This is a genomic window from Pseudoxanthomonas fibrivorans, from assembly GCF_041464125.1.
Classification (GTDB): domain Bacteria; phylum Pseudomonadota; class Gammaproteobacteria; order Xanthomonadales; family Xanthomonadaceae; genus Pseudoxanthomonas.
The window spans coordinates 2,894,482-2,917,849 of record NZ_JBGNUG010000001.1; the positions used below are offsets into that span (position 1 = coordinate 2,894,482).

The 23,368-nt window shown below is 71.3% G+C and carries 25 protein-coding genes; 14 read left to right on the forward strand and 11 right to left on the reverse strand.

The genetic code is table 11. From position 1 onward, the window contains the following. Positions 1-66: 66 nt before the first annotated feature. Positions 67-780: a helix-turn-helix domain-containing protein gene (locus ACA089_RS13310; RefSeq protein WP_372017514.1), complete on the reverse strand. Its 714-nt coding sequence runs from the start codon at positions 778-780 to the stop codon at positions 67-69. Positions 781-1,014: 234 nt separating this feature from the next. Between ACA089_RS13310 and ACA089_RS13315 the strand changes: the two genes are divergently transcribed. The 6 genes from ACA089_RS13315 to ACA089_RS13340 all read left to right on the forward strand — a co-directional run bounded on the left by ACA089_RS13315 (position 1,015) and on the right by ACA089_RS13340 (position 5,906). After that, complete coding sequence (locus ACA089_RS13315; RefSeq protein ID WP_372017792.1) at positions 1,015-1,488, forward strand: DUF2244 domain-containing protein; 474 nt, start codon at positions 1,015-1,017, stop codon at positions 1,486-1,488. A gap of 19 nt (positions 1,489-1,507) precedes the next feature. Then, complete coding sequence (gene coxB / locus ACA089_RS13320) at positions 1,508-2,458, forward strand: cytochrome c oxidase subunit II (protein ID WP_372017516.1); 951 nt, start codon at positions 1,508-1,510, stop codon at positions 2,456-2,458. A gap of 62 nt (positions 2,459-2,520) precedes the next feature. Continuing rightward, positions 2,521-4,134 carry a cytochrome c oxidase subunit I gene (gene ctaD, locus ACA089_RS13325; RefSeq protein ID WP_372017518.1) on the forward strand — a complete coding sequence of 538 codons (1,614 nt, stop codon included), beginning with the start codon at positions 2,521-2,523 and terminating at the stop codon, positions 4,132-4,134. Between the two features lie 147 nt (positions 4,135-4,281). Then, positions 4,282-4,419, forward strand: coding sequence for a hypothetical protein (locus tag ACA089_RS13330; protein WP_372017520.1), 138 nt, complete (start codon positions 4,282-4,284; stop codon positions 4,417-4,419). Then, positions 4,416-5,015: a cytochrome c oxidase assembly protein gene (locus ACA089_RS13335; protein WP_372017522.1), complete on the forward strand. Its 600-nt coding sequence runs from the start codon at positions 4,416-4,418 to the stop codon at positions 5,013-5,015. Before ACA089_RS13330 ends, ACA089_RS13335 begins: the two co-directional genes overlap by 4 nt. A gap of 21 nt (positions 5,016-5,036) precedes the next feature. Beyond that, positions 5,037-5,906, forward strand: coding sequence for a cytochrome c oxidase subunit 3 (locus ACA089_RS13340; RefSeq protein ID WP_372017524.1), 870 nt, complete (start codon positions 5,037-5,039; stop codon positions 5,904-5,906). Between the two features lie 76 nt (positions 5,907-5,982). On the opposite strand, the gene ACA089_RS13345 is transcribed toward ACA089_RS13340, so the two are convergent. Next, positions 5,983-6,201, reverse strand: coding sequence for a twin transmembrane helix small protein (locus ACA089_RS13345; protein WP_372017526.1), 219 nt, complete (start codon positions 6,199-6,201; stop codon positions 5,983-5,985). Between the two features lie 69 nt (positions 6,202-6,270). Between ACA089_RS13345 and ACA089_RS13350 the strand changes: the two genes are divergently transcribed. Genes ACA089_RS13350 through cyoE form a run of 4 tightly spaced genes read left to right on the forward strand, consistent with a single transcriptional unit; the run spans position 6,271 to position 9,720 of the window. Further along, positions 6,271-6,993, forward strand: coding sequence for an SURF1 family protein (locus tag ACA089_RS13350; RefSeq protein ID WP_372017528.1), 723 nt, complete (start codon positions 6,271-6,273; stop codon positions 6,991-6,993). 45 nt (positions 6,994-7,038) lie between these two features. After that, entirely contained in the window at positions 7,039-7,611 is a 573-nt protein-coding gene (locus ACA089_RS13355; RefSeq protein WP_372017530.1) for a hypothetical protein, read from the forward strand. Positions 7,612-7,624: 13 nt separating this feature from the next. Beyond that, positions 7,625-8,827 carry a COX15/CtaA family protein gene (locus tag ACA089_RS13360; protein WP_372017532.1) on the forward strand — a complete coding sequence of 401 codons (1,203 nt, stop codon included), beginning with the start codon at positions 7,625-7,627 and terminating at the stop codon, positions 8,825-8,827. Continuing rightward, positions 8,824-9,720 carry a heme o synthase gene (gene cyoE / locus ACA089_RS13365; protein ID WP_372017534.1) on the forward strand — a complete coding sequence of 299 codons (897 nt, stop codon included), beginning with the start codon at positions 8,824-8,826 and terminating at the stop codon, positions 9,718-9,720. Before ACA089_RS13360 ends, cyoE begins: the two co-directional genes overlap by 4 nt. Positions 9,721-9,839: 119 nt before the next feature. Here the strand turns inward: cyoE and ACA089_RS13370 are convergent, their stop codons facing one another. The 9 genes from ACA089_RS13370 to rpsU form a co-directional block, all read right to left on the reverse strand. Continuing rightward, the gene (locus ACA089_RS13370; protein ID WP_372017535.1) at positions 9,840-10,580 is read right to left on the reverse strand and encodes a TerC family protein; all 741 of its coding nucleotides are present in this window, start codon (positions 10,578-10,580) and stop codon (positions 9,840-9,842) included. An 84-nt stretch (positions 10,581-10,664) separates the two neighbouring features. Next, a complete protein-coding gene (locus ACA089_RS13375; protein ID WP_372017537.1) occupies positions 10,665-10,943 on the reverse strand; it encodes a TFIIB-type zinc ribbon-containing protein in 279 nt (92 codons plus the stop codon). A gap of 228 nt (positions 10,944-11,171) precedes the next feature. Next, complete coding sequence (locus ACA089_RS13380; protein ID WP_372017539.1) at positions 11,172-13,583, reverse strand: prolyl oligopeptidase family serine peptidase; 2,412 nt, start codon at positions 13,581-13,583, stop codon at positions 11,172-11,174. 40 nt (positions 13,584-13,623) lie between these two features. Beyond that, entirely contained in the window at positions 13,624-15,360 is a 1,737-nt protein-coding gene (gene dnaG / locus ACA089_RS13385; protein ID WP_372017541.1) for a DNA primase, read from the reverse strand. Between the two features lie 37 nt (positions 15,361-15,397). Further along, on the reverse strand, positions 15,398-16,339 hold the full coding sequence (locus tag ACA089_RS13390; RefSeq protein WP_372017543.1) for a YihY/virulence factor BrkB family protein: 942 nt from the start codon (positions 16,337-16,339) through the stop codon (positions 15,398-15,400). 67 nt (positions 16,340-16,406) lie between these two features. Next, positions 16,407-16,907, reverse strand: coding sequence for a GNAT family N-acetyltransferase (locus tag ACA089_RS13395; protein ID WP_372017545.1), 501 nt, complete (start codon positions 16,905-16,907; stop codon positions 16,407-16,409). 46 nt (positions 16,908-16,953) lie between these two features. Next, positions 16,954-18,336 carry a PQQ-dependent sugar dehydrogenase gene (locus ACA089_RS13400; RefSeq protein ID WP_372017547.1) on the reverse strand — a complete coding sequence of 461 codons (1,383 nt, stop codon included), beginning with the start codon at positions 18,334-18,336 and terminating at the stop codon, positions 16,954-16,956. An 89-nt stretch (positions 18,337-18,425) separates the two neighbouring features. Beyond that, a complete protein-coding gene (locus ACA089_RS13405) occupies positions 18,426-18,872 on the reverse strand; it encodes a GatB/YqeY domain-containing protein (protein ID WP_372017549.1) in 447 nt (148 codons plus the stop codon). 155 nt (positions 18,873-19,027) lie between these two features. Further along, positions 19,028-19,243, reverse strand: a complete 216-nt coding sequence (gene rpsU / locus ACA089_RS13410) for a 30S ribosomal protein S21 (protein WP_024869901.1) — start codon at positions 19,241-19,243, stop codon at positions 19,028-19,030. Positions 19,244-19,367: 124 nt separating this feature from the next. On the opposite strand from rpsU, the gene tsaD reads away from it, so the two are divergent. The 4 genes from tsaD to ACA089_RS13430 all read left to right on the forward strand — a co-directional run bounded on the left by tsaD (position 19,368) and on the right by ACA089_RS13430 (position 23,293). Further along, a complete protein-coding gene (gene tsaD / locus ACA089_RS13415; protein WP_372017551.1) occupies positions 19,368-20,414 on the forward strand; it encodes a tRNA (adenosine(37)-N6)-threonylcarbamoyltransferase complex transferase subunit TsaD in 1,047 nt (348 codons plus the stop codon). Between the two features lie 55 nt (positions 20,415-20,469). After that, positions 20,470-20,832: a dihydroneopterin aldolase gene (gene folB / locus ACA089_RS13420; protein WP_372017552.1), complete on the forward strand. Its 363-nt coding sequence runs from the start codon at positions 20,470-20,472 to the stop codon at positions 20,830-20,832. Positions 20,833-20,918: 86 nt separating this feature from the next. Continuing rightward, on the forward strand, positions 20,919-22,364 hold the full coding sequence (locus tag ACA089_RS13425; RefSeq protein ID WP_372017554.1) for a circularly permuted type 2 ATP-grasp protein: 1,446 nt from the start codon (positions 20,919-20,921) through the stop codon (positions 22,362-22,364). Beyond that, positions 22,364-23,293: an alpha-E domain-containing protein gene (locus ACA089_RS13430; protein ID WP_372017556.1), complete on the forward strand. Its 930-nt coding sequence runs from the start codon at positions 22,364-22,366 to the stop codon at positions 23,291-23,293. Before ACA089_RS13425 ends, ACA089_RS13430 begins: the two co-directional genes overlap by 1 nt. Positions 23,294-23,368 lie beyond the last annotated feature (75 nt).

Sequence of the window (23,368 nt, forward strand, 5' to 3'; positions counted from 1 at the left end):
GGTGGTCGTCCTGGCTTGAAGGATTCCGGCGTCCGCGGCGCGGAAGCCGGCACAAAACCCGCCGGCTCAGGCCTGGCGCAGGGCGCGGTACTCGCTGGGGGTCATCCCGACCAGGGCCACGAAGCGGCGGGTGAAGGCGCTCTGGTCGCTGAAGCCGCAGGCCTGGGCGATCGAAGCGATGCTGCCCGGCCCGTGCAGCCGGTGCATCGCCGCCTGGATCCGGATCCGGGTCAGCAGCTGCAGCGGGGTCAGCTGGAACACCTTCTGGAAGGTGCGTTCGAGCTTGGATTCGGAGAAGCCGGTGATCGCCAGCAGGTCGTGGATGCGGATGTTGCCGGCGAAGTGCCGGTTCATGTGCACCAGCGCCTCCCGCAGCGAGGCGTAGTCCGCGCCCAGGCCCTCGCGGCTGGCCAGGTCGCGCGAGATCCCGACCAGCCCGGCCACCTGGCCGTCGACCCGCAGCGGCCGCTTGCAGGTCAGGCACCAGCCCGGCTCCTGGTCGGAGAACAGGTGCAGTTCGAGCAGGTTGTCGATCACCGCGCCTTCCAGCACCTGCTGGTCCTGCAGGCCGTAGGTGGCGCCCAGCCCGCTCGGGTACACCTCGCTGGCCCGCCGGCCGATGATCTCGCGCCGCGAGCGCAGGCCCAGCCGGCGCAGCATGGTCGCGTTGACATGGGTGTAGCGCCCCTCGCGGTCCTTGATGAAGAACAGGACATCGGGGATCGAGTCGAACAGGGCCTCGACCTCGGCGGCGTCCACGGTCGGGGGAGCGGGCTTCACGGGGCGCGGTCGCAGTCGGGCGGGACGGGCGCATTCTAGAGCGTGCGCCGGGCAGGCCCGCCAGGCGGGCGGGCGGGCGTCGGCCGGGGGCCCATGCGCGGCCCGGAGCGGCCACGCCCCGGCCGCCGGAGCGCCGGCAAATACTTGAGCCGGATCAATGCAAGTTGCCGCCCGCTGTGCCCAGCGCTTACCATCTTCGGTGTTTTCCGCAGGCGGCAAGCGGCGGTGGGCGGCATGATCGAGGTGGTTCCGACCAGGTCCGGCGACGCCGGCGCGCAGCTGCGGCTGCGCCCGCCGCGGGCCCTGACGGCCCGCCAGTTCAGGGCGCTGTTCGCCGCGCTGGCGGGGGCGATGTGGCTGGTGGCCGGGCTCGGCTGGCTGGCCGGCAATGCCTTCGCCCCGGCCTTCGCCCTGCTGCACAGCGCGGGGGTCGCGCTGGCGTTGCGCTGTTTGTGGCGCAGCGGGGAACACGGCGAGGAGATCGCCATCGGTCCTTCCGCGGTGGACGTCCGCCGCGGGGCCGATGTCGTGTTCAGCGCCCATCCGCACTGGGTGCGGGTGCACGTGGGGAGGGACGACGGCAGGGTCACGCTGTCGTCCAGCGGCCGGCGGGTCGAGGTGGGCGCCTTCCTGGGCCCGGCCGAACGCTCGCAACTGGCACGGTGCTTGAAAGAATTCCTGGCGGCCGAGGCAGGCCGCAACCGATGACGCAACCAGGGTCTAGGCAATGATGCAAGCGAAGGGATGGTGGAAGCGGTGGTTGGCGGCGGGCGCGCTGTTGGTGGCGCCGGCGCTGGCCTGGGCCCAGTCGGCGGACCCGCACCGCTGGCAGCTGAACATGGGCCGCGGCGTCACCGCGTCCTCGCAGAACGCGTACGAGGCCCACATGATCGTGCTGATCGTGTGCGTGGTCATCGGCGTGATCGTGTTCGGCGCGATGGGCTACGCGATGTTCAAGTTCCGCCGCTCCAAGGGCGCGGTCGCGGCGCAGTTCAGCCACAACACCACCGCCGAGGTGATCTGGACGGTGATCCCGGTCCTGATCCTGATCGCGATGGCGTGGCCGGCCACCGCCAAGCTGATCGCGATGTACGACACCCGCGACTCCGAGATGACGGTCAAGGTCACCGGCTACCAGTGGATGTGGAAGTACGAGTACCTGGGCGAGGGCGTGGCCTTCACCAGCCGCCTGGACCGCGAATCCGACCGGATCCGCCAGAGCGGCGAGCAGCCCAGCCTCGAGGCCAACCCGCACTACCTGCTGGACGTGGACAACCGCCTGGTCCTGCCGGTGGACACCAAGGTCCGCTTCGTCATCACCGCCGACGACGTGATCCACGCCTGGTGGGTGCCGGCGCTGGGCTGGAAGCAGGACGCGATCCCGGGCCTGATCAACGAGGCCTGGACCGAGATCAAGACCCCGGGCGTGTACCGCGGCCAGTGCGCCGAGCTGTGCGGCAAGGACCACGGCTTCATGCCGATCGTGGTCGAGGCGGTGTCGAAGGAAGAGTTCGCGAAGTGGCTGGCGGCGAAGAAGCCGGCCCCGGCCGCCGAGCCCGCCGCCGCCCCGGCCGTCGAAGCGCCGGCCGCCACCGAGGCGCCGGCCGGCGATGCCGCGCCGGCCCCGGAAGCCGCGCCGCAGGACGCCGCCCCCGCGGCCGGCGCCGCGCAGGGCTGACCCGATCAACGCAACGGCCGCCATGCGGCCGCCACGCACACGCATTCAGAGGTAGCAACGCCATGGCCCATTCCGCCGCCGAGCACCACGACGACCACCACGGCCACAAGCAGGGGTTCTTCGAGCGCTGGTTCTTCTCCACGAACCACAAGGACATCGGCACGCTGTACCTGCTGTTCTCCTTCACCATGTTCATCATCGGCGCGGCCATGTCGGTGGTGATCCGCGCCGAGCTGATGAAGCCGGGCCTGCAGTTCGTCAGCCCCGAGTTCTTCAACCAGATGACCACCGTGCACGCGCTGGTCATGATCTTCGGCGGCGTGATGCCGGCCTTCGTCGGCCTGGCCAACTGGATGATCCCGCTGCAGGTCGGCGCGCCGGACATGGCGCTGCCGCGCATGAACAACTGGTCCTTCTGGATCATGCCGTTCGCGTTCACCCTGCTGCTGATGACGCTGTTCCTGCCGGGCGGCGCGCCGGCCGGCGGCTGGACGCTGTACCCGCCGCTGTCGCTGCAGGGCGGCTACAACGTCGCGTTCACGATCTTCGCCATCCACATGATGGGCGTCAGCTCGATCATGGGCTCGATCAACATCATCGCCACCGTGCTCAACATGCGCGCCCCGGGCCTGGACCTGCTGAAGATGCCGATCTTCTGCTGGACCTGGCTGATCACCGCCTTCCTGCTGATCGCGGTGATGCCGGTGCTGGCCGGCGCGGTGACCATGCTGCTGACCGACAAGTTCTTCGGGACCAGCTTCTTCAATGCCGCCGGCGGCGGCGACCCGGTGATGTTCCAGCACATCTTCTGGTTCTTCGGGCACCCCGAGGTCTACATCATGATCCTGCCCGCCTTCGGCGTGGTGAGCGAGATCATCCCGACCTTCAGCCGGAAGCCGCTGTTCGGCTACCAGGCGATGGTCTACGCGACCGCCTCGATCGCGTTCCTGTCGTTCATCGTATGGGCCCACCACATGTTCACCGTGGGCATGCCGCTGGGCGGCGAGATCTACTTCATGTTCGCCACCATGCTGATCGCGGTGCCGACCGGCGTGAAGGTGTTCAACTGGGTCAGCACGATGTGGAAGGGCTCGCTGACCTTCGAGGCACCGATGCTGTGGTCGGTCGCGTTCGTGATCCTGTTCTCGATCGGCGGCTTCTCCGGCCTGATGCTGGCGATCGTTCCCGCCGACTTCCAGTACCACGACACCTATTTCGTGGTCGCCCACTTCCACTACGTGCTGGTGACCGGCGCGGTGTTCGCGCTGATCGCCGCGGTCTACTACTGGTGGCCGAAGTGGACCGGCCGGATGTACAGCGAGGCGGCGGCCAAGTTCCACTTCTGGTGGACGATGGTGTTCGTCAACCTGCTGTTCTTCCCGCAGCACTTCCTCGGCCTGGCCGGCATGCCGCGCCGCATCCCGGACTACAACGTGGTGTTCGCCGACTGGAACCTGGTCAGCTCGATCGGTGCGTTCGGCATGTTCGTCACCCCGTTCATGATGGCCGCGATCCTGTGGCACTCGCTGCGCAACGGCGCCAAGGCCGAGGCGCGCTCGTGGGAAGCGGCGCGTGGCCTGGAGTGGACCGTGCCCTCGCCGGCGCCGCACCACACCTTCGCCACGCCGCCGGTGATCAAGGACGGCGACCTGGCCCACGGCGACGTCAGTCACTAGTCCGAATCCCTGGGAGCAGCCCGCACATCCATGTGCGGGGGTTCAAAGGGCGAGTCCCTCGCGAGAGCCGACACAGCCGTGTGCCGGCGTTCAACGGTAAAGCGCCGGCTCCGAACGGATGCCGGGCCTGAGGAAGAAGCAGCAACCATGACCGCACCGACCGGGCACAACCAGGACACCGCGCAGCGCCGCAAGGGCGTGGCGCGCACGGCCTGGGTCGTGGGCGCCATCGCGCTGGCGATCTACCTCGCCTTCATCCTGTCGGGCGTGCTGGGCGCGGCATGAGCGAAGCGCAGGCCCCGGCGAAGCGTGGCGCAGGCTGGCTGAAGCTGGCCGGCGTGGCGCTGGCCGCGTTCGCCTTCACCTTCTCGCTGGTGCCGCTGTACCGGATCGCCTGCGAGAAGGTGTTCGGCATCCGCCTGGAAGGCGGCACCGGGCAGGCCCGCGCCGGCACCGTGGCCACGGCCGCCGAGCGCAAGTCGCGCACGGTCACCGTGCAGTTCGACGGCGGCGTGAACTCCAAGCTGCCGTGGGCGTTCGAGCCCGAGCAGCTGACCATGGAGGTCGTGCCGGGGGAGCTCAACGAGGCGCTGTATTTCGCCCGCAACGACGGCGACCGCGCGATCGTCGGCAGCGCGGTGCCCTCGGTGGCGCCGGCGCGCGCGTCGGGCCACTTCACCAAGACCGAATGCTTCTGCTTCACCGCCCAGACCCTGCAGCCGGGCGAGAAGCGCGACATGCCGGTGCGCTTCATCGTCGATCCGGACCTGCCGGGCGACGTCAAGACGATCACGCTGTCTTACACTTTCTTCAAGAACGAGGACCTCACCGCGCGACTGGGCGCGGCGCAGGTCTCCAACGCGCCGCACGCGGCGCCCTGACGAGCACGGAAACACACCGCCATGGCCCAACCGCAGACGGACCACTATTTCGTACCGGCGCAGAGCAAGGCGCCGATCCTGGCCTCGGTCGCACTGTTCACGCTGATGATCGGGGTGGCCACCTGGCTCAACGGGCTGGCCTGGGGCAAGTGGACGTTCTTCGTCGGCCTGGCCGCGATGCTCGCGGTGCTGTTCTACTGGTTCAGCGAAGTGGTGCGCGAATCGCTGGCCGGCCACTACAACCGCCAGGTCGACATCTCGTTCCGGATGGGGATGATCTGGTTCATCTTCTCCGAAGTGATGTTCTTCGCCGCGTTCTTCGGCGCGCTGTTCTACGCCCGCCACCTCGCCCTGCCGTGGCTGGGCGGCGAAGGCGACGGCGTGATGACCAACGCCCTGCTGTGGGACGGCTACACCGCGGCCTGGCCGACGGCCGGCCCGGGCCAGGTCGGTGGCCAGTTCCAGACCATCCCGGCCTGGGGCCTGCCGCTGCTCAACACGCTGATCCTGCTGACCTCGGGCGTGACCCTGACCATCGCCCACCACGCGCTCAAGGCCAACGCGCGCCGCCAGGTGCTGCTGTGGCTGGGCCTGACCGTGCTGCTGGGCCTGCTGTTCCTGTTCTTCCAGGCCGAGGAATACATCCACGCCTACCAGGAACTGAACCTGACCCTGGGTTCCGGCATCTACGGCTCGACCTTCTTCATGCTCACCGGCTTCCACGGCGCGCACGTGTTGCTGGGCACGATCATGCTGGCGATCATGTGGCTGCGCGTGGCCAAGGGCCACTTCACCCCCGACAACCACTTCGCCTTCGAAGCCGCCGCGTGGTACTGGCACTTCGTCGACGTGGTCTGGCTGGCGCTGTTCCTGTTCGTCTACGTGCTCTGAGCCGGGCGCCGGCACGCTGCCGGCCACCACGGTATGCCGACAGGGACGCCTCCGGGCGTCCCCGTCGTTTCAGGGCTCAGCGGCCGACGCCGTGCGGCTGGATAACCCCGGTCCAGATGCCGAGGATGACCAGCAGGATCAGCGCCACCGACAGGCCGATGCGGCGGGTGAGCGCGTTGACCGTGCGCTTGCTCTGGCCGCGGTCGACCAGCAGGTAGTACAGGGCCGAGCCGAGGTTCCACAGGATGACGATCAGGAACGCCACCACCACCAGGGTCTTGAGCGAATCGTTCACGGCGGTGGCCTCGGTGCGTGCGTGGATGCGATGGCCGGCATTATCGCAGGCGCGGACGGGGATGGCGCGATGAGCGGCCGGCGCCTGCCGCTGTGGGCCGGCTGGGTGCTGGCCTTGGGCGTGGCCGCGCTGTGCGCGTCGCTGGGTGCGTGGCAGCTGCAGCGGATGCAGGCCAAGCAGGCCCAGCTCGACGCCGCGGCGCGGGTGCTGGACGAGCGCCGGTCGCAGCCGCTGTCGCGGGCCGCCGACCCGGCGCGCGCGCGCGCCTACGACTGGGCATCGGGCCGAGGCCGCTTCCTCGACGCGCCCGCGGTGCTGCTCGACAACCAGAACCGCGACGGCCGCGCCGGCGTGCGCGCCTACCGGGTCTTCCTGCCCGCGGACACGCCGGACGCGCTGCTGGTGGAGCTGGGCTGGCTGCCGTTGCCCGGCGACCGCCGCCTGCCCGCGGTGGCCGCCCCCGGAACGGAGGAGGTGGCGGGCCTGCTGCTGCCGCCGCCCTCGCCCGGGCTGGTCGCGCCGGTCGTGTCGCCGCAGCCGGACGGAACGCTGCTGGTGGTGGCGCTGGATCCGCCCGCGCTGGCCGCCGCGCTGGGCGTGCCGTCGCTGGCGCCGCGCGTGCTGCGGCTGGACCCGGCGCTGCCGGGGGGCTATGCCCGCGACCTGGAACTGCTGCCGAACACGCTGCCGCCGGACCGCCACCTCGGCTATGCGGTGCAGTGGTTCGCGTTGTCCGGCGCGGTGCTGGCCATCGCGACGCTGCTGACCTTCCGAGGCCGGCGCCGGCGCTGAGCGTCGCGTGCCGTCCGCGGTGCCCGACGTGCGAAAATCCCCGCCATGACCGTTCCCGCCTCCGACGCCGCCCGCACCCGCCGCGGGCGACTGATGCTGATCGCCCTGTTCCTGCTGTTCTTCGGTACCGCCTTCGGCGCGGTGCTGCTGCGCCTGAGCGGCTGGATGCCGGCCGGCCTGCGCAACCACGGCGAGCTGCTGCAGCCGCCGGCCGACCTGCGCCAGGCGCCGCCGCTGCTGGCGGACGGCACCCCGTACGCCTGGGAGCCGGCCGCGCGCACCTGGCGGATCGTGGTCGCGCCGCCACCGGCCTGCAGCGACGAATGCACCCGCCTGCTCGCCGAGCTGGACAAGGTCTGGCAGCTGTTCGGGCACAACGCCGACCAGGTCGAGATCCTGTGGCTGGGGCCGCTGCCGGCCGGCGCGCCGGAACTGCCCGAACTGCGGGTGCTGCGCGAGGACCCCGCCCTGCGCGCGGCGCTGCCACGCGCCGCCGATCCGGCCGGCATCCCGCTGTTCGTGATCGATCCCAACGGCTTCGTCGTCCTGCGCTACCCGCCGCATGCCGACCCGGCCGGCGTGCGCGCCGACGTCGCCCGCCTGCTGAAACTGAAGTGAGGTGGCTGCACCGATGAACGCGATCGCCCGACCCGCGCTGGTCCGCCATTTCCACCGCCTTGCCTGGCTGGCGGTGCTGCTGACCGCCTGCGTGGTCGTGTTCGGTGCGTTCGTGCGCCTGTCCGACGCCGGGCTGAGCTGCCCGGACTGGCCGACCTGCTACGGCCGCGCCACCTGGCCGTCGGCCGCACAGGACGCCGCCGCGCACGCGGCCAGCGAGATCCGTCCATTCGAGACGCACAAGGCCTGGCGCGAGCAGGTGCACCGCCACCTGGCCGCGACCCTGGGCGTGCTGGTGCTGCTGCTGGCGATCCTGGCCGCGCGCCGGCGGCGGCTGGGCATCGCCCAGATCCTCGTCGCCTCGCTGCTGGTGGCCGCCGCGATCCCGGCGTACATGGCCGGGCAGATCGGCCTGGCCTTCGCCCTGGCCGGCGCCGGCGAGGCGATCCTGCTGCTGGCCGCGCTGCGCTGGTCCAACATCGACCTGGCCCGGGCGGCGGTGCTGACCCTGGCGGTGATCGTGTTCCAGGCGCTGCTGGGCAAGTGGACGGTGACCCTGCTGCTGAAACCCGTCGTGGTGATGGGCCACCTCCTCGGCGGACTGGCGACGTTCTCGCTGCTGCTGTGGATGGCCTGGCGCGCCACCGACCTGCCGATCCGGCTGGCCGACGCGCGAACGCTGCGGCGCTGGGTGGTGGTGGGGCTGGCCGTGCTGGGCATACAGATCGCGCTGGGCGGCTGGACCAGCGCGAACTACGCCGCGCTGGCCTGCGGCGGCGGTGGCTGGACCACCGCCGAGCACCACTACCTCGACTTCCCGAAATGCGTCGGCCAGTGGTGGCCGCGGGCCGACTTCCGCGAAGGCTTCGTGCTCTGGCGCGGGATCGGCGTGGACTACGAGGGCGGCGTGCTCGACGGCGCCTCCCGCATCGCGATCCAGCTGGCGCACCGGCTGATGGCCGTTGTCGTGTTCGTATACCTGCTGTGGCTGGCGCTGCGCCTGTGGCGCAACCCGGGCATGCGTGGCTGGGGCTTCCTGCTCGGGCTGCTGGTCGTGGCCCAGGTCGCGCTCGGCGTGCTCAACGTCAAGCTGGCCCTGCCGCTGCCGGTGGCGGTGCTGCACAACGCCGGCGCGCTGGCGCTGCTGTTCGTGCTGGTGACGCTGCTGGCACGGTTGAAGGAACCCGGCACGAAGGAACTCGGGTCCGTCGCATGAGCGCGATTCCCCCCTGGCGCCAGTACCTGGAGCTGACCAAGCCGCGCGTGGTCGCGCTGCTGGTGTTCACCGCGCTGGTCGGCATGTTCCTGGCGGTGCCGGGCCTGCCGCCGCTGAAGGAAAGCGTGTTCGGCCTGCTCGGCATCTGGCTGGCGGCCTCGTCGGCGGCGGCCATCAACCACCTGATCGACCAGCGGATCGACAAGGTGATGGTGCGCACCGCGCACCGGCCGCTGGCCACCGGCGCGTTGAGGCCGATGCAGGTGCTGGCGTTCGCGGTCGCGCTCGGCGTGGCCTCGATGGCGCTGCTCGTGTTGCTGGTGAACGCGGTCACCGCGCTGCTGACCTTCGCCTCGCTGATCGGCTACGCGGTGGTCTACACCGGCTGGCTCAAGCGGGCCACGCCGCAGAACATCGTGATCGGCGGCGTCGCCGGGGCCGCGCCGCCGCTGCTGGGCTGGGCCGCGGTGACCAACATGGACGGCGCGTGGGACTGGCAGCACGCGCTGCTGCTGGTGCTGATCATCTTCGTGTGGACGCCGCCGCACTTCTGGGCGCTGGCGATCTTCCGCCGCGAGGACTATGCGCGCGCGCTGATCCCGATGCTGCCGGTCACCCACGGCGTGACCTACACCCGCTGGCAGATCCTGTTCTACACCGTGCTGCTGCTGCAGGTGAGCATCCTGCCGGTGCTGTTCGGCATGAGCGGGTTCTTCTACCTGGGCGGCGCGCTGGTGCTGGGCAGCGTGTTCCTCTGGTACGCCTGGCGCCTGCTGGATCCGCCGGACGAGTTCTTCGCCATGCGCGTGTTCAATTACTCGATCATCTACCTGATGGCGCTGTTCGCCTTCCTGCTGGTCGACCACTGGCTGCCGCTGCTGCTGCGCGGCTGACCGCGGCGGCGGCGAGGCGACGCGCCGCCGTGCCGCCCGGTCCGGGGGTCCCCGGCCAGCGCGGCGCCGGACGGGGACCGTGCATCGCAGGGCGCCCGCCGGGCGCCCTGCATCGGGCGTCAGCCGTTGCCCGCCCTGGCTGCCTCGACCGCCTTCTTCTCGCGGCTGCGGATCCACATGTTGATCGCCTCGACGAACACCGAGAACGCCATCGCGGTGTAGACGTAGCCCTTGGGGATGTGCAGGCCGAAGCCGTCGGCGATCAGCACCAGGCCGATCATGATCAGGAAGGCCAGCGCCAGCACCTTGACCGTCGGGTGCTTCTCGACGAACACGCCGATCGGGCCGGCGAAGGCGAGCATGAAGGCGATCGAGATGACGATCGCGGTGACCATCACCCAGCGCTCGTCGACCATGCCCACCGCGGTGATGATCGAGTCCAGCGAGAACACGATGTCCAGCACCATGATCTGCGCGATCACGCCGGCGAAGGAGGTGGCCGCGCGGGCCAGGCCACCCTGCCCGGCGCCCTCGACCTTGTGGTGGATCTCCAGCGTCGCCTTGGCGATCAGGAACAGGCCGCCGCCGATCAGGATCAGGTCGCGCCAGGAGAACGGCTGGCCGAACAGCTCGAACACCGGGTAGGTCAGGCGCGTGATCCAGACGATGGTGAACAGCAGCACCAGGCGGGTGATCGCGGCGCCGGCGATGCCCAGGTGGCGCGCGCGGCTGCGCTGCTCCGGCGGCAGGCGCCCGGCGAGGATCGAGATGAAGATGATGTTGTCGATGCCCAGGACCAGTTCGAGCGCGGTCAGGGTCGCCAGGGCGATCAGGATTTCGGGAGTGAACAGGGATTCCATGGAGGGTTCGGTCGTAGGGGTGCGGGCACAGGATGCCGCCCCGCCGGTTCAGGCGGCGTGGCGGCGCGGGGGCGGGGCGGCGGGCTAGAAGTCGAACAGCTCGCCGAGCAGCGACTTGGGCTTGCGCGGCTTGTGTCCGTAGCCGTGGGCGTCGTGGTGGCCGTGGCGCGGCGGCGCGTGGCGTTCGGCCGGGCGGTAGGCGGGCGGCGCGGCGGCGGCGGTCTCGGCGCCGGCGCGTTCGATCAGGCGGTCCAGTTCGCCGCGGTCGAGCCAGACGCCGCGGCATTCGGGGCAGTAGTCGATTTCGATGCCCTGGCGTTCGGTCATGGCCAGGGTCACGGTCCTGCAGGCGGGGCAATGCATGTGGGGGCTCCGGTGGTTCCAGGGCCGCGGCGAACCTGCATCGGAGACCGGTGGGGGCCGGACACACCTTCGCCGCGGAACGGCGAAGGTCTTGCCCACAGGCCGCAGGGCCTGCCGCTGCACCGGGACCGGGGTCCGTAATGACGATGCGAGCGCGGGGGGCTACTCCCCTTCGATGCGCGATCCTAGCATGCGGCCGGTGAACCGCCCGGGCGCGCGGGGCGGTCCTCAGCGACCGGCGTCCGCGTCCAGGTGCTGGACCACGACCGGCTCCAGCGAGCGCAGCCCCGCCTGGCGGCCGAAGGCCAGCGCCTGCTCGCGCGAAGCCCCCGCCTGCGCTTCGGCCAGGGCGAGCAGGGCGCCGGCCCGGTTGCCCGAGGCGCAGTGCACCAGCACCCCGTCGCCGTGTTCACGCAGCAACGCGGCCAGCGCGCGGGCGTTGGCCGGGGTGACCGCGTCCTTGCCGGCCACCGGCAGCGCCACGTAGGCCATGCCCAGCCGCCTGGCCTCGGCCGCCTCGTCGAAGCCGCGGTCCTCGCCCGGCCCCCGCAGGTCGATGACCGTGCGCACCCCCTGCGCATGCAGCCGCGCCAGGTCCTGCGCGCCGGGCTGGCCGCCGCTGTGCAGCCCCGCGCGCGGCTCGGCGAAGGTCGCCGGCGCGGCAAGCAGGTGCTGCTGCCAGAACAGCATCGAGGCGGCGCCGAAGTAGTCGCTGTTGGCCTTCTTGCGGAAGCCGTGGCCCTCGTCGGCGAATTCCAGGTACCAGACCGGCTGGCCGTTGCCGCGCACGGCCTTGACGATCTGTTCGGCCTCGGTCCACGGCACGCGCGGGTCGTTGCGGCCCTGGGCGACGAACAGCGGCGCGCGGATCCGGTCGGCGTGGTTGAGCGGGGCGATCTTCTCGAAGAACGCGGCCATCGCCGGGTCGCGCTCGTCGCCGTACTCGGCGCGTCGCAGGTCGCGGCGATAGCTCTCGGTGTTCTCGAGGAAGGTGCGGAAGTGCGAGATGCCGACCACGTCGATGCCGGCGCGGATGCGGTCGCTGTAGTGCATCAGCGAGGCCAGCACCATGTAGCCGCCGTAGCTGCCGCCGTAGACGCCGACGCGCGAGGCGTCCAGTTCCGGCTGGGCCGCGATCCAGTCGAGCAGCGCGCCGATGTCCTTGACCGAATCCTCGCGCCGGGCGCCGTTGTCGGCCTGCAGGTAGTCCTTGCCGTAACCGGAGGAGCCGCGCACGTTCGGCACCAGCACCGCCACGCCGAGGTCGGCGAGCATGAACTGGATGGCCGGGTTGAATACCGGCTGCGACTGGCCTTCCGGTCCGCCGTGGATGTTGACCAGCACCGGATACCTGCCCGATGCGGCGGGCTTGGACGGGCGGTAGAAGAACGCCGGGATCGTGCGCGGCTTGCCGTCGACCTGGTCGAACGTCGGATAGCGGACCAGCGTCGGCGCGACGAAGGACGAGGCATCCAGGCCGCCCACTTCGCTGCGCGTCCAGCGCTGCAGCGCCTTGCCGGACAGGTCGAGCACGTACACGTCGCTGGGCGAGGTGGCGCTGTTGAGGTCCAGCGCCAGGCGCCTGCCGTCGGGCGAGAACTCGAAGTTGCCGATCACGCCCACGGGCAGTTCGCGCAACGCCGGCAGCTCCACCGGCTGCAGGCCCGGCAGGCGCAGCACGTGCAGGCGCGAGATGCCGTCCTCGTTGGTGCTGTAGGCCAGGTGGCGTCCGTCGCCGGCGATGCGCACCTCGTCCACGTCCCACGGGACGTGCGCGCTGAGCAGCTTCGGCGCGCCCATGCCCGGGCCGTGCCAGCGCAGCGTGCGGAACTGCTGCGGCCGGCCGTCGACGTCTTCGTCCGACACGTAGAACACGCCCCGGCCGTCCGGGGCATAGCGGAACTGCCCCAGCGCGGCCTTGCCGCCGTCGACCGGGAACAGGGTGAGCTTGCCGCTGGCCAGCTCCAGCTCGCCCGGATAGGTCTCGTTGGCCGACACGTAGCGGCTGACCAGCAGCCGGGTGCCGTCGGGCGAGAAGTCGCTCGCGCTCCAGCTGCCGCCTTCGGCCAGCACGGTGCGGGCCTGGCCGGTGCGGGTGTCGCGGAGCCACACGTCGCGGTCGGTGCCGTTGCGCGCGGTGCTCGACCAGGCCAGCAGGCCGCCGTCGCGGCTGAGCACCGCGCCGCCGTTCTGGCTGCGCCTGCCATCGGTGAGCAGGGTGGTGGTGCGCTCGGCATCGTCGAACCAGTACAGCTGCGAGAATTCGTCGCCGCCGCGGTCCTTGGCGAAGACGAAGCCGTCGGGCCCGGCTTCCGGCGCCGGCACCAGGCCGGTGACCGGCTCCGGATAGAACGTCAGCTGCTCGCGCATCCCCAGCGGCGCGCAGACCCGGTGCGCCTGCGCGGTCTCGGCGAAGCGCGTGCCCACCAGCATGCAGCCGTTCCGGGTCCAGCCGGCGAGGCTGGCGCCGCGCGTGTTCTGGTAGCGGTCCAGCCGCTCGAGCAGGTCGGCCGGGACCTCGGGCACGTTCTCGGTGGTGCGGTTGCCGGCGACCTGGCGGTCGACCTTGGCCGCCGGCGCGGCGTCCACGTGCAGCGGCAGCAGCGCGGTGAGCAGGAGCACGAGCAGGGGCTGGCGCATGGACGGCTTCCGGACGGACCGGACCGCAGGGTAAGCCGGCTCAGGCGCGGCCGGCCAGTGCCTGCAGCAGCATCCGCAGTTCGTACTTGTCGGTATCGTCCAGTCCCTGCGCACGCTGCTTCTGCTGCAGTTCGTCGATGCGCTGCTGCAGGGTCTGCCGTTCGAGCTGCGCGACCGCATCGTGCAACTCGTGCGCCCAGCTGGCTTCCTCGCCCGGCAGCACCTGCGTGGCCAGCTTGCGCAGGGCGTCGCCCTGCTCATGCGCGGCGAAGTGTTCGAGCAGCGCGCCGGTACTGATCTCCGGACGCTGCCGCACGATCTCCAGGATCTCCACCAGCAACGGCATGCCGGGAAGTCGCAGCTCCGCGAAGCGGTACGGCTGCTCGAGCTGCAGTCCCAGCGACGGCTGCTGCAGCAGCAGCGCGATCGCGCTGCGCACCAGGCTGCGTTTCTGCTGGGGCGCGGCATTGCGGCTGGGCGGGCGCGCCGCGACTTCGGCCGGACGCGCCGCGTCCACGCCGGTCTGGCGCTGCAGTTCCTGCCGCATCAGGTCGGCGAACGCGCCGTCGGGCAGCTGCGCCAGCAGCGGCCGCGCGCGTTCGGCCAGCCGCGCGCGGCCGTCGAGGGTGCCGCGGTTGATGTCGCGGCCGATCTCGTCGAAGAAGAACTGCGACAGCGGGGTGGCCTGGGCCAGGCGCGCGTCGAATCCCTGCGCGCCCTCCTTGCGCACGATGGTGTCCGGATCCTCGCCGTCGGGCAGGAACAGGAAGAACGCCTGGCGCCCGTCCTTCATCCGCGGCAGCACCGATTCCACCGCACGCCAGGCGGCGCGACGGCCGGCGGCGTCGCCGTCGAAGCAGAAGTACACGTCCGGCGCGTTGCGGAACAGCAGCTCGGCGTGGTCGGCGGTGGTGGCGGTGCCGAGCGTGGCCACCGCCTGGGTGATGCCGTGCTGGAACAGCGCGACCACGTCCATGTAACCCTCGACCACGATCAGCCGTTCCAGCTTCTGGTTGGCCTGGCGCGCCTGCCACAGGCCGTACAGCTCGCGGCCCTTGTGGAACAGCGCGGTCTCGGGCGAGTTCAGGTACTTGGGGCCGGCGTCCCGGCCGTCAGCAGGCGCGGACAGCACGCGGCCGCCGAAGGCGATCACCCGCCCGCGCCGGTCGTGGATCGGGAACATCACCCGGTCGCGGAACTTGTCGTAGACATGGCCGCGGTCGTTCTTGGACAGCATGCCGGTGCGGTCGAGCAGCTTGAGCCGGCGTTCGTCCGTGCCCAGCGCGTCCTTGAGGGTGGAATAGCCGTCGGCCGCGTAGCCGATGCCGAAGCGGGCCCGGTTGTCCGGGTCGACGCCGCGGCTGTCCAGGTAGTCGCGTGCACGCGCGCTGTCGGCCAGCTGGCGCTGGAACAGCCTGGCCGCCGCCTCCAGCGCCGCGTACTGGTCGCGCAGGTCGCTGTCCTGGTTGTTCTGGCGGGTTTCCTTGGGGACCTCGATGCCGGCGCGGCGCGCCAGCTCCTCGACCGCGTCGAGGAATTCGAGGCGGTCGTAGTTCATCAGGAAGCTGATCGCGGTGCCGTGCGCGCCGCAGCCGAAGCAGTGGTAGAACTGCTTGGTCGGGGACACGTAGAACGAGGGCGTGCGCTCGTCGTGGAACGGGCACGGCGCGCTGTACTCGCGGCCCTTGCGCTTGAGCGGCACGCGCGAGCCGACGATCTCGACGATGTCGGAACGCGCGAGCAGGTCGTCGATGAACGCGTCGGACAGGCGGGCCATCGCAATAGGATGCCACGCGGCCTCCGTCGCAGGTGCCCTATCGCGGTGGTGCGTGTCCCCCGGCCGCGTCGCCCGCGCCGGCCGGGCCCGGATGGGCCGGAGCGCGGATGCCGGCCTCGCGCAGCCGCTGCCGCGAGTGCATGCGCTCGTCGATCACGGCGGTGATCAGGGCCCCGGCGAAGAACACCACGGCCGCGTAGTACATCCACAGCAGCAGCAGGACCAGCGCGCCCATCGAGCCGTAGGCGCTGCCGGGCGCGGCCTGGGCCAGGTACAGGCCGATGAGGTAGCGGCCCAGGGCGAACAGCACCGCGGTGATCGCCCCGCCCATGAACGCCTGCCGCCAGGCCACGCGCCGGTCCGGCAGGTAGTGGTAGAGGAAGGCGAAGGCCAGCGCGTAGAGCAGCAGGGTGGTGCCGTAGCCGATCGCCGGCAGCAGCGAAGGCAGCCGCGCGAACACCACCTGCAGGGCGGTGGTGGCGATCATCGAAACGATCAGCAGGAAGCCCAGGGCCAGGACCACGCCGAGCGAAAACACGCGCTTGCGCAACCATGCGCGCAGCCCGCCGAGGCGTTCGCCGGCGGTGCGGAAGATCAGGTTGAGCGAGCCCTGCAGCTGCGCGAACACCACGGTGGAGCCGAGGAACAGCAGCGCCAAGCTCCACCAGCCGGCGAGCGAGCCGGTGTCGGGGCGTTCGTCGGCGTTGCGGATCACCGTCTCGGCCACCGCGGCGGCGTTGGGGCCGGCCAGGCCGCCGATCTGGGCGACCAGCGACTGCTGCGCCGGTGGATACAGCGACGCGGTCAGCCACAGCAGCAGCACCAGCAGCGGCGCCAGCGAGAGCAGGGTGTAGAAGGACAGCGAGGCGGCCTGGGTCATCAGGTCGGCCTCGACGAAGCGCCGCAGCAGCGCCGCCGGCAGGCTCTGCTGCAGCCGGTCCAGGTGGCGGCGCAGCTTGGCGGGGGAGATCGGCTTCATCGCGTGGACGGGAATTCGCTCGCCGACAGCGTGGCGCGACGGGCGTGGCGGATGCGTGAGCGCGCCGTCACCCCTGGCTTCGGGCGAGCGCGGACAACGCTTCGCCGCTCAGGCGCTGCACCGTCCAGCCATCCATCGGCCGCGCGCCGAGCCGGCGGTAGAACTCTATCGCCGGCGTATTCCAGTCCAGCACCGACCATTCGAAGCGGCCGTAGCCGCGCTCCGTCGCGAGCCGGGCCAGGTGGCCCATCAGGCGCAGCCCGACCCCACGGCCGCGATGCTCAGGGCGGACGAACAGGTCTTCCAGGTACAGCCCGGGCTTGCCGAGGAAGGTCGAGAACGAGACGAAGAACAGGGCGAAGCCGGCGGGCGTGCCGTCGCATTCGGCGATCACCACTTCGGCGGCCGGCCGCGGTCCGAACAGGGCCGCATGCATGTCCGCGGCCGTGGCCACCGCTTCGTCGGCCAGGCGCTCGTAGATGGCCAGTTCCCGGACCAGGTCCAGGACCAGCGGGACGTCGCCGGCCACAGCCGGACGCAGCAGGATCGGCGAAGCGGAGATGGACATGGCGGGCTCCGGGGCGGAGCCGGCATTGTCGCGCGCCGCCCGCGCTTCAGTGCGGGGCGCGGGCCGTCACCCGCCACACCGCGTTGCCGACGTCGTCGGCGACGAGCACGCCCCCGCGGGCATCCACCGCCACGCCCACCGGCCGCCCCCGGGCATCCCCCTGCGAATCGACGAAGCCGTCCAGCACGGGTTCCGGCGGCCCGGACGGCCGTCCACCCGCGAAAGGCACGAACACCACGCGATAGCCGACCTTCGGCTGCCGGTTCCAGGAGCCGTGCAACCCGATGAAGGCGCCATGGCGATGGCGCGCCGGCATGCCGGTGCCCGGATGGAAGGCCAGCCCGAGCGGCGCCACGTGCGATCCGAGCCCGTAATCGGGCGCGATCGCACGCGCCACCAGGGCGGCATCCTGCGGCTGCACCCGCGCGTCCACGTGCCGGCCCCAGTAGCTGTAGGGCCAGCCGTAGAACGCGCCTTCGGCCACCGAGGTGAGGTAGTCGGGCACCAGGTCGTCGCCGAGTTCGTCGCGCTCGTTCACCACCGCCCACAGCCGCCCGTCGTGCGGATGGATCGCCAGCGCCGTCGGGTTGCGCAGGCCGGTGGCGAACGGCCGTACCGACCCGGTGGCCGGGTCGACCTCGAGCACGGCGGCACGGTCCACCTCCTCCTGCATGCCGTGCTCGGCGATGTTGCTGTTGGAACCGACACCGACGAACAGGCGGCGGCCGTCCGCGCTGGCGACCAGCGACTTGGTCCAGTGGTGGTTGCGTCCGGCCGGCAGCGCGGCGACCTGGCGCGGCGTGCCGGTGGCCGTGGTCGTTCCGCTGCGGTAGGGCACCGCGACCAGCGCATCGGCGTTGGCGATGTAGAGCGTCCCGCCGACCAGCGCCATGCCGAACGGCGAATGCAGGCCGGCCAGGAACACATGGCGCTGCTCGGCCACGCCATCGCCGTCGGCATCGCGCAGCAGGGTGATGCGGTCGGCGCTGGGCACGCCGGCGCCGGCGCGTTCCTGGACCGCGGCCATCGCCTTCGGCCGCAGGCCTTCAGGAGGCCTGGGCGAGGTGGGTTTGTTGGTCTCGGCGACCAGGACGTCGCCGTTGGGCAGCACCAGCACCGTGCGCGGGTGGTCCAGTCCGCGGGCGAACGCGGTGACCGCGAAGCCCGCCGCAGGCGCGGGGTGGGCGCCCTCGGTCCAGCCCACCGCGGGGGCGATCTCGACCACGGGCAGCAGCGAGGTCTGCGGCGCCGGCAGCACCGGTCCGGGGCCTGTGCCCGGCGGATACGCGGCGGGCGCGGCGATGGACGCGGGCCGGCCGGATTCGTTGACCGGCGGGTGGTGGCTGCTGATGCAGCCCGCCAGCGCCAGGCAGGGCGCCAGCAGGACGATCGGAAGGCGGGTGCGGCCTGTGGAGCGGACCGTGGCCATGGGCGGCCTCCACGGGATGGGGCCGCATTGCAGCAGCGCGGGTGTGACGACCCGGTCAGCGGGCGGCGGCCGACCGCGGCGCTCCCGGATCAGCCGGCGAGGCGGGCCTTCACCAGCGCCGACACCTGGCCCATGTCGGCCTGGCCCGCCAGCTGCGGCTTGAGCACGCCCATCAGCTTGCCCATGTCGGCCGGGCCGGCGGCACCGGTCTGCGCGATGGCCGCGTCGATCGCGGCGAGGATCGAAGCCTCGTCCAGCTTGGCCGGCAGGTAGCGTTCGATCACCACGATCTCGGCGCGCTCGACCGCGGCCAGGTCCTCGCGGCTGGCGGCCTCGTACTGGGTCACCGAGTCCTTGCGCTGCTTGACCATCTTGTCGAGCACGGCGAGCACCGCGGCGTCGTCGAGCTCGACCCGCTCGTCGACTTCCTTCTGCTTGATCGCGGCGTTGATCAGGCGGATCACGCCGAGGCTGTCCTTGTCGCCGCCCTTCATGGCGGCCTTCATGTCGTCGGTCAGTCGCTGCTTGAGGCTCATGGCTACATCCTGTCGTAGGGCGGCGCGGCGCAGGGGCGCCAGGCGGCGTGGTTTCGCTGGAAACACAAAAAGCCGGTCACGCATCGCGTGCCGGCTTTCAGGTTGCCTCGTCGTCGATACGGGCCGGCGCCGCGGGGCGGCCGGACCGTGGTACGTCAGTACAGGCGCTGGCGCTTGGTGACGTCGCGCGACATGCGGCGCATCTGGCGCTTCACCGCGGCGGCGGCCTTGCGCTTGCGCTCCTGGGTCGGCTTCTCGTAGAACTCGCGCTTGCGGGTTTCGGCCAGGACGCCGGCCTTCTCGCAGGTGCGCTTGAAGCGACGCAGCGCAAACTCGAAGGGCTCGTTCTCGCGGACTTTGACGCTGGGCATGGAATCTCCGGGACACAAATTACCGGGCCGGGCCCGGTGAGCCGCGTATGATAGCCGTGGTCCGGGGCCGGCCGCAAGCCGGGTCCGGGACCGGCTCCATCCCCGACCCCCATCCGGCAGACCCATGCGCGTCCTCGGCATCGAAACCTCCTGCGACGAAACCGGCGTGGCCGTGTACGACACGGCCCTCCCCGGTGCCGCGGGGCTGCGCGCCCATGCGGTCTACAGCCAGATCGCCCTGCACGCCGAGTACGGCGGGGTGGTGCCCGAGCTGGCCAGCCGCGACCACGTGCGCAAGTTGCTGCCGCTGGTCCGCCAGACCCTGGCCGAGGCGGGCCTGGGCACCGCCGACATCGACGGCGTGGCCTATACCGCCGGCCCCGGCCTGGTCGGTGCCCTGCTGGTCGGCGCCGGCACCGCCCGGGCGCTGGCCTGGGCGCTGGACGTGCCGGCGGTGGGCGTGCACCACATGGAAGGCCACCTGCTGGCCCCGCTGATCGAGGACGACCCGCCCGAGCCGCCCTTCGTGGCGCTGCTGGTTTCCGGCGGCCACACCCAGCTGGTGGCGGTCGACGCGATCGGACGCTACCGCCTGCTCGGCGAGACCCTCGACGACGCCGCCGGCGAGGCCTTCGACAAGACCGCCAAGCTGATGGGCCTGCCCTATCCGGGTGGTCCGCAGCTGGCCGCGCTGGCCGAGCAGGGCACGCCGGGCGCGTTCCGCTTCGCCCGGCCGATGACCGACCGGCCGGGACTGGACTTCAGCTTCAGCGGCCTGAAGACCCAGGTGCTGCTGGCCTGGCAGCAGTGCGACCGGTCGCCGCAGACCCGCGCCGACATCGCCCGCGGTTTCGAGGACGCGGTGGTCGATACCCTGGCGATCAAGTGCGAACGGGCGCTGGATGCGGCCGGCAGCGATACCCTGGTGGTGGCCGGCGGCGTGGGCGCCAACAAGCGCCTGCGCGCGAAGCTGCAGGCGATGTGCGCGCAGCGCGGCGGTCGCGCGTGTTTCCCGCGGCCGTCGCTGTGCACCGACAACGGCGCGATGATCGCGTTCGCCGGCGCGCTGCGGCTGCAGGCGGGCCAGCACGACGATGCACAGGTGAAGGTCGCCGCGCGCTGGGACATGGCGGCCCTGCCGGCGGTGGCGGCGACGCCGCGGGAAGCGTGAGGCGCCGCGCGGCGCCTTCGCCGGACGTGCATGCGTGGCGCGCTACCATGCGCGCATGGACAAGGTATTCATCGAAGGCCTCGAGATCGAGGCGCTGATCGGCATCTACGACTGGGAACGGCGCATCCGCCAGACCCTGCGCTTCGACCTGGAAATGGGCTTCGACAACCGCAGGCCCGCGGCCACCGACGCCATCGCCGACACCCTGGATTACAAGGCGGTGAGCAAGCGCCTGGTCGAATTCGTCGGCCAGTCCGACTTCGGCCTGGTCGAAACGCTGGCCGAGCGCTGCGCCGCGCTGGTGATCGAGGAGTTCGGCGTGCCGTGGCTGAGGCTGAAGCTGAGCAAGCCCGGCGCGGTGCGCGGCGCGCAGGCGGTGGGCGTGGTGATCGAGCGGGCGGTGCAGGAAGACCACTGAAGCCTGCTTGACGGCGGCCCCCCGGCGGGGCATGTTGCAATGCACAAACCGGCGTGGGGACGCCGGTGACCGCAGGGCGGCGTGCTATGGACTGGGCGAAGTACCGGACCCCGTCGTATGACGAACTGATCGACGCCGACGGCACGCCGCGCCCGGCGGCGCGCGCGCTGGTGGAGTACCTGTCGGGCCTGTCCGGGCGCGAACTGGCCGAGCGCCAGCTCGCCGCCGACGTCGCCGCGCGGGTCATGGGCATCACCTTCACCGTCTACAGCGACGGCCGCAACGTCGACCGCACGCTGCCGTTCGACCTGATCCCGCGCATCCTCGACCGTCGCGAGTGGGCCCGCACCGAGGCCGGCCTCAAACAGCGCATGCGTGCGCTCAACCTGTTCATCGGCGACATCTACGGCGCGCAGCGGATCGTGCGCGACCGCGTGTTCCCGGCCGAACTGCTGCAGCAGTCGGCCAACTTCCGGGCCCAGTGCGTGGGCGTGCGCCCGCCGCTGGACGTGTGGGCGCACATCTGCGGCTCGGACCTGGTCCGCGCCGGCGACGGCACGCTGTACGCGCTGGAGGACAACCTGCGCATCCCGTCGGGCGTGTCGTACATGCTCGAGAACCGGATGGTCGCCAAGCGCGTGTTCCCGGAGCTGTTCGAGACCAGCGCGATCCTGCCGGTGGACGACTACCCGGCTCAGCTCTACGACACCCTGGCCGCGCTGTCGCCGCGGCCCGGCGACATCCCGACGATCGCCCTGCTCACGCCCGGGGTGTTCAACAGCGCCTACTTCGAGCACGCCTACCTGGCCCAGGCGATGGGCATCGAGCTGGTCGAGGGCGACGACCTGTTCGTGGCCGACGACGACTGCACCTACATGCGCACCGTGTACGGCCCGCAGCGGGTGGACGTGGTCTACCGCCGTGTCGACGACCTGTTCCTGGACCCGGAGGTGTTCCGGCCCGACTCGATGCTCGGCGTGCCCGGTCTGGTCCGCAGCTGGCGCGCCGCCAAGGTCGCGCTGGCCAACGCGCCGGGCGCGGGCGTGGCCGACGACAAGGTCGTGTTCGCCTACGTGCCGAAGATGATCCGCTACTACCTCGACGAGGAGCCGATCCTGCCGAACGTGCCGAGCTACCTCTGCCACGACCCCGACGACCGGCAGTACGTGCTCGAACACCTCGACACCCTGGTGGTGAAGCCGGCCAACGAATCCGGCGGCTACGGCATGCTGATCGGCCCCCGCGCCAGCCGCGCCGAACGCGAGCAGTTCCGCGCGCTGATCCAGGCCGACCCGCGCAACTACATGGCGCAGCCGACCCTGGCGCTGTCCACCGCGCCGATCGCCACCCCCGAAGGCCCCTCCGCGCGGCACATCGACCTGCGTCCGTTCGTGCTCTCGCGCGAGGACATCTGCGTGACCACCGGCGGCCTGACCCGGGTGGCGATGACCGAGGGTTCGCTGGTGGTGAATTCCTCGCAGGGCGGCGGGGCCAAGGACACCTGGGTGGTCGACCTCGAGGAGGATGCCTGATGCTCGCGCGCGTCGCCGACCAGCTCTACTGGTTCAGCCGCTACCTGCGCCGCGCCGAGAACACCGCGCGCCTGGTCGGCGTCGGCAGCCTGCTGCAGCTGGACCTGCCGCGGTCGGTGCGCTTCACCTGGCGCCCGATGATCGCCACCGTCGGCGCCGAGGCGCTGTTCCTCGGGGCGCACCCGGATCCGGGCGACGGCGACGTGCTCGATTTCCTGCTGCTGGACGCGCGCAATCCCTCGTCGCTGCGCACCTCGGTGGCGTGCGCGCGCGAGATCCTGCGCAGCATCCGGGACGCGATGCCGCAGGAGGTTTGGGAGGCGGTCAACGACCTGCACCTGTACATCGACGCGGAGGGCGAGCGGGTGCTGGCCCGGCGCTACCGGCTGGAGTTCATCGCCCGGATCACCGATGGCTGCCTGAAGGTGTCGGGGCTGCTGGCGGCCAACGTCAGCCGCGACATCGGCTTCCATTTCCTGCGACTGGGCACCGCGATCGAACAGGCCGACATGACCACGCGGATCATCGACGCCGGCGCCTCGGGCCTGGTGACCCCGCGCAACGACGACGACCGCGAGGCCTACCGCAACATGCAGTGGATGGCCGTGCTGCGCGCGCTTGCGGCCTACCAGATGTACCGGCGGCATGCGCGCCAGCGGGTATCGGGGACGCATGCGCTGCGCTTCCTGCTGCACAATCCGGAGTTCCCGCGCAGCGTGCAGTTCTGCCTGACCCGGGTGCAGAGGATCCTGCCGGCGATGCCGCCACGCCCCGCGGTCGAGCGGGCGCTGACCCGCGCCGGCGGCCTGGTGCGCCAGGCCGACCCGGTGCTGCTGGCCGAGGGCGATCCGGCCGGCTTCATGGACGAGGCGCAGGTCTACCTGGGGCAGCTGCACGACGCCATCGCCGAGGCCTATTTCATGGGCTGAATGCCCTCCGCATCCATCACGCCGCGCGAACGTGCCCCCGTGCGCTGCGTGTAGAATCCACCCGCACCGCCCCCG

Excerpts from the sequence above, each read along its gene's own strand:
- coxB (WP_372017516.1), top strand. The coding sequence starts at position 1,508 with ATGATGCAAGCGAAGGGATGGTGGAAGCGGTGGTTGGCGGCGGGCGCG.
- rpsU (WP_024869901.1), bottom strand. The coding sequence starts at position 19,243 with ATGCCCAGCGTCAAAGTCCGCGAGAACGAGCCCTTCGAGTTTGCGCTG.
- ACA089_RS13390 (WP_372017543.1), bottom strand. The coding sequence starts at position 16,339 with ATGAAGCCGATCTCCCCCGCCAAGCTGCGCCGCCACCTGGACCGGCTG.
- ACA089_RS13380 (WP_372017539.1), bottom strand. The coding sequence starts at position 13,583 with ATGCGCCAGCCCCTGCTCGTGCTCCTGCTCACCGCGCTGCTGCCGCTG.
- ACA089_RS13405 (WP_372017549.1), bottom strand. The coding sequence starts at position 18,872 with ATGAGCCTCAAGCAGCGACTGACCGACGACATGAAGGCCGCCATGAAG.
- folB (WP_372017552.1), top strand. The coding sequence starts at position 20,470 with ATGGACAAGGTATTCATCGAAGGCCTCGAGATCGAGGCGCTGATCGGC.
- ACA089_RS13425 (WP_372017554.1), top strand. The coding sequence starts at position 20,919 with ATGGACTGGGCGAAGTACCGGACCCCGTCGTATGACGAACTGATCGAC.
- tsaD (WP_372017551.1), top strand. The coding sequence starts at position 19,368 with ATGCGCGTCCTCGGCATCGAAACCTCCTGCGACGAAACCGGCGTGGCC.
- ACA089_RS13400 (WP_372017547.1), bottom strand. The coding sequence starts at position 18,336 with ATGGCCACGGTCCGCTCCACAGGCCGCACCCGCCTTCCGATCGTCCTG.
- ACA089_RS13375 (WP_372017537.1), bottom strand. The coding sequence starts at position 10,943 with ATGCATTGCCCCGCCTGCAGGACCGTGACCCTGGCCATGACCGAACGC.
- ACA089_RS13355 (WP_372017530.1), top strand. The coding sequence starts at position 7,039 with ATGACCGTTCCCGCCTCCGACGCCGCCCGCACCCGCCGCGGGCGACTG.
- ctaD (WP_372017518.1), top strand. The coding sequence starts at position 2,521 with ATGGCCCATTCCGCCGCCGAGCACCACGACGACCACCACGGCCACAAG.
- ACA089_RS13430 (WP_372017556.1), top strand. The coding sequence starts at position 22,364 with ATGCTCGCGCGCGTCGCCGACCAGCTCTACTGGTTCAGCCGCTACCTG.
- ACA089_RS13340 (WP_372017524.1), top strand. The coding sequence starts at position 5,037 with ATGGCCCAACCGCAGACGGACCACTATTTCGTACCGGCGCAGAGCAAG.
- ACA089_RS13335 (WP_372017522.1), top strand. The coding sequence starts at position 4,416 with ATGAGCGAAGCGCAGGCCCCGGCGAAGCGTGGCGCAGGCTGGCTGAAG.
- ACA089_RS13350 (WP_372017528.1), top strand. The coding sequence starts at position 6,271 with ATGAGCGGCCGGCGCCTGCCGCTGTGGGCCGGCTGGGTGCTGGCCTTG.
- ACA089_RS13370 (WP_372017535.1), bottom strand. The coding sequence starts at position 10,580 with ATGGAATCCCTGTTCACTCCCGAAATCCTGATCGCCCTGGCGACCCTG.
- ACA089_RS13395 (WP_372017545.1), bottom strand. The coding sequence starts at position 16,907 with ATGTCCATCTCCGCTTCGCCGATCCTGCTGCGTCCGGCTGTGGCCGGC.
- ACA089_RS13315 (WP_372017792.1), top strand. The coding sequence starts at position 1,015 with ATGATCGAGGTGGTTCCGACCAGGTCCGGCGACGCCGGCGCGCAGCTG.
- ACA089_RS13330 (WP_372017520.1), top strand. The coding sequence starts at position 4,282 with ATGACCGCACCGACCGGGCACAACCAGGACACCGCGCAGCGCCGCAAG.
- dnaG (WP_372017541.1), bottom strand. The coding sequence starts at position 15,360 with ATGGCCCGCCTGTCCGACGCGTTCATCGACGACCTGCTCGCGCGTTCC.
- ACA089_RS13360 (WP_372017532.1), top strand. The coding sequence starts at position 7,625 with ATGAACGCGATCGCCCGACCCGCGCTGGTCCGCCATTTCCACCGCCTT.
- cyoE (WP_372017534.1), top strand. The coding sequence starts at position 8,824 with ATGAGCGCGATTCCCCCCTGGCGCCAGTACCTGGAGCTGACCAAGCCG.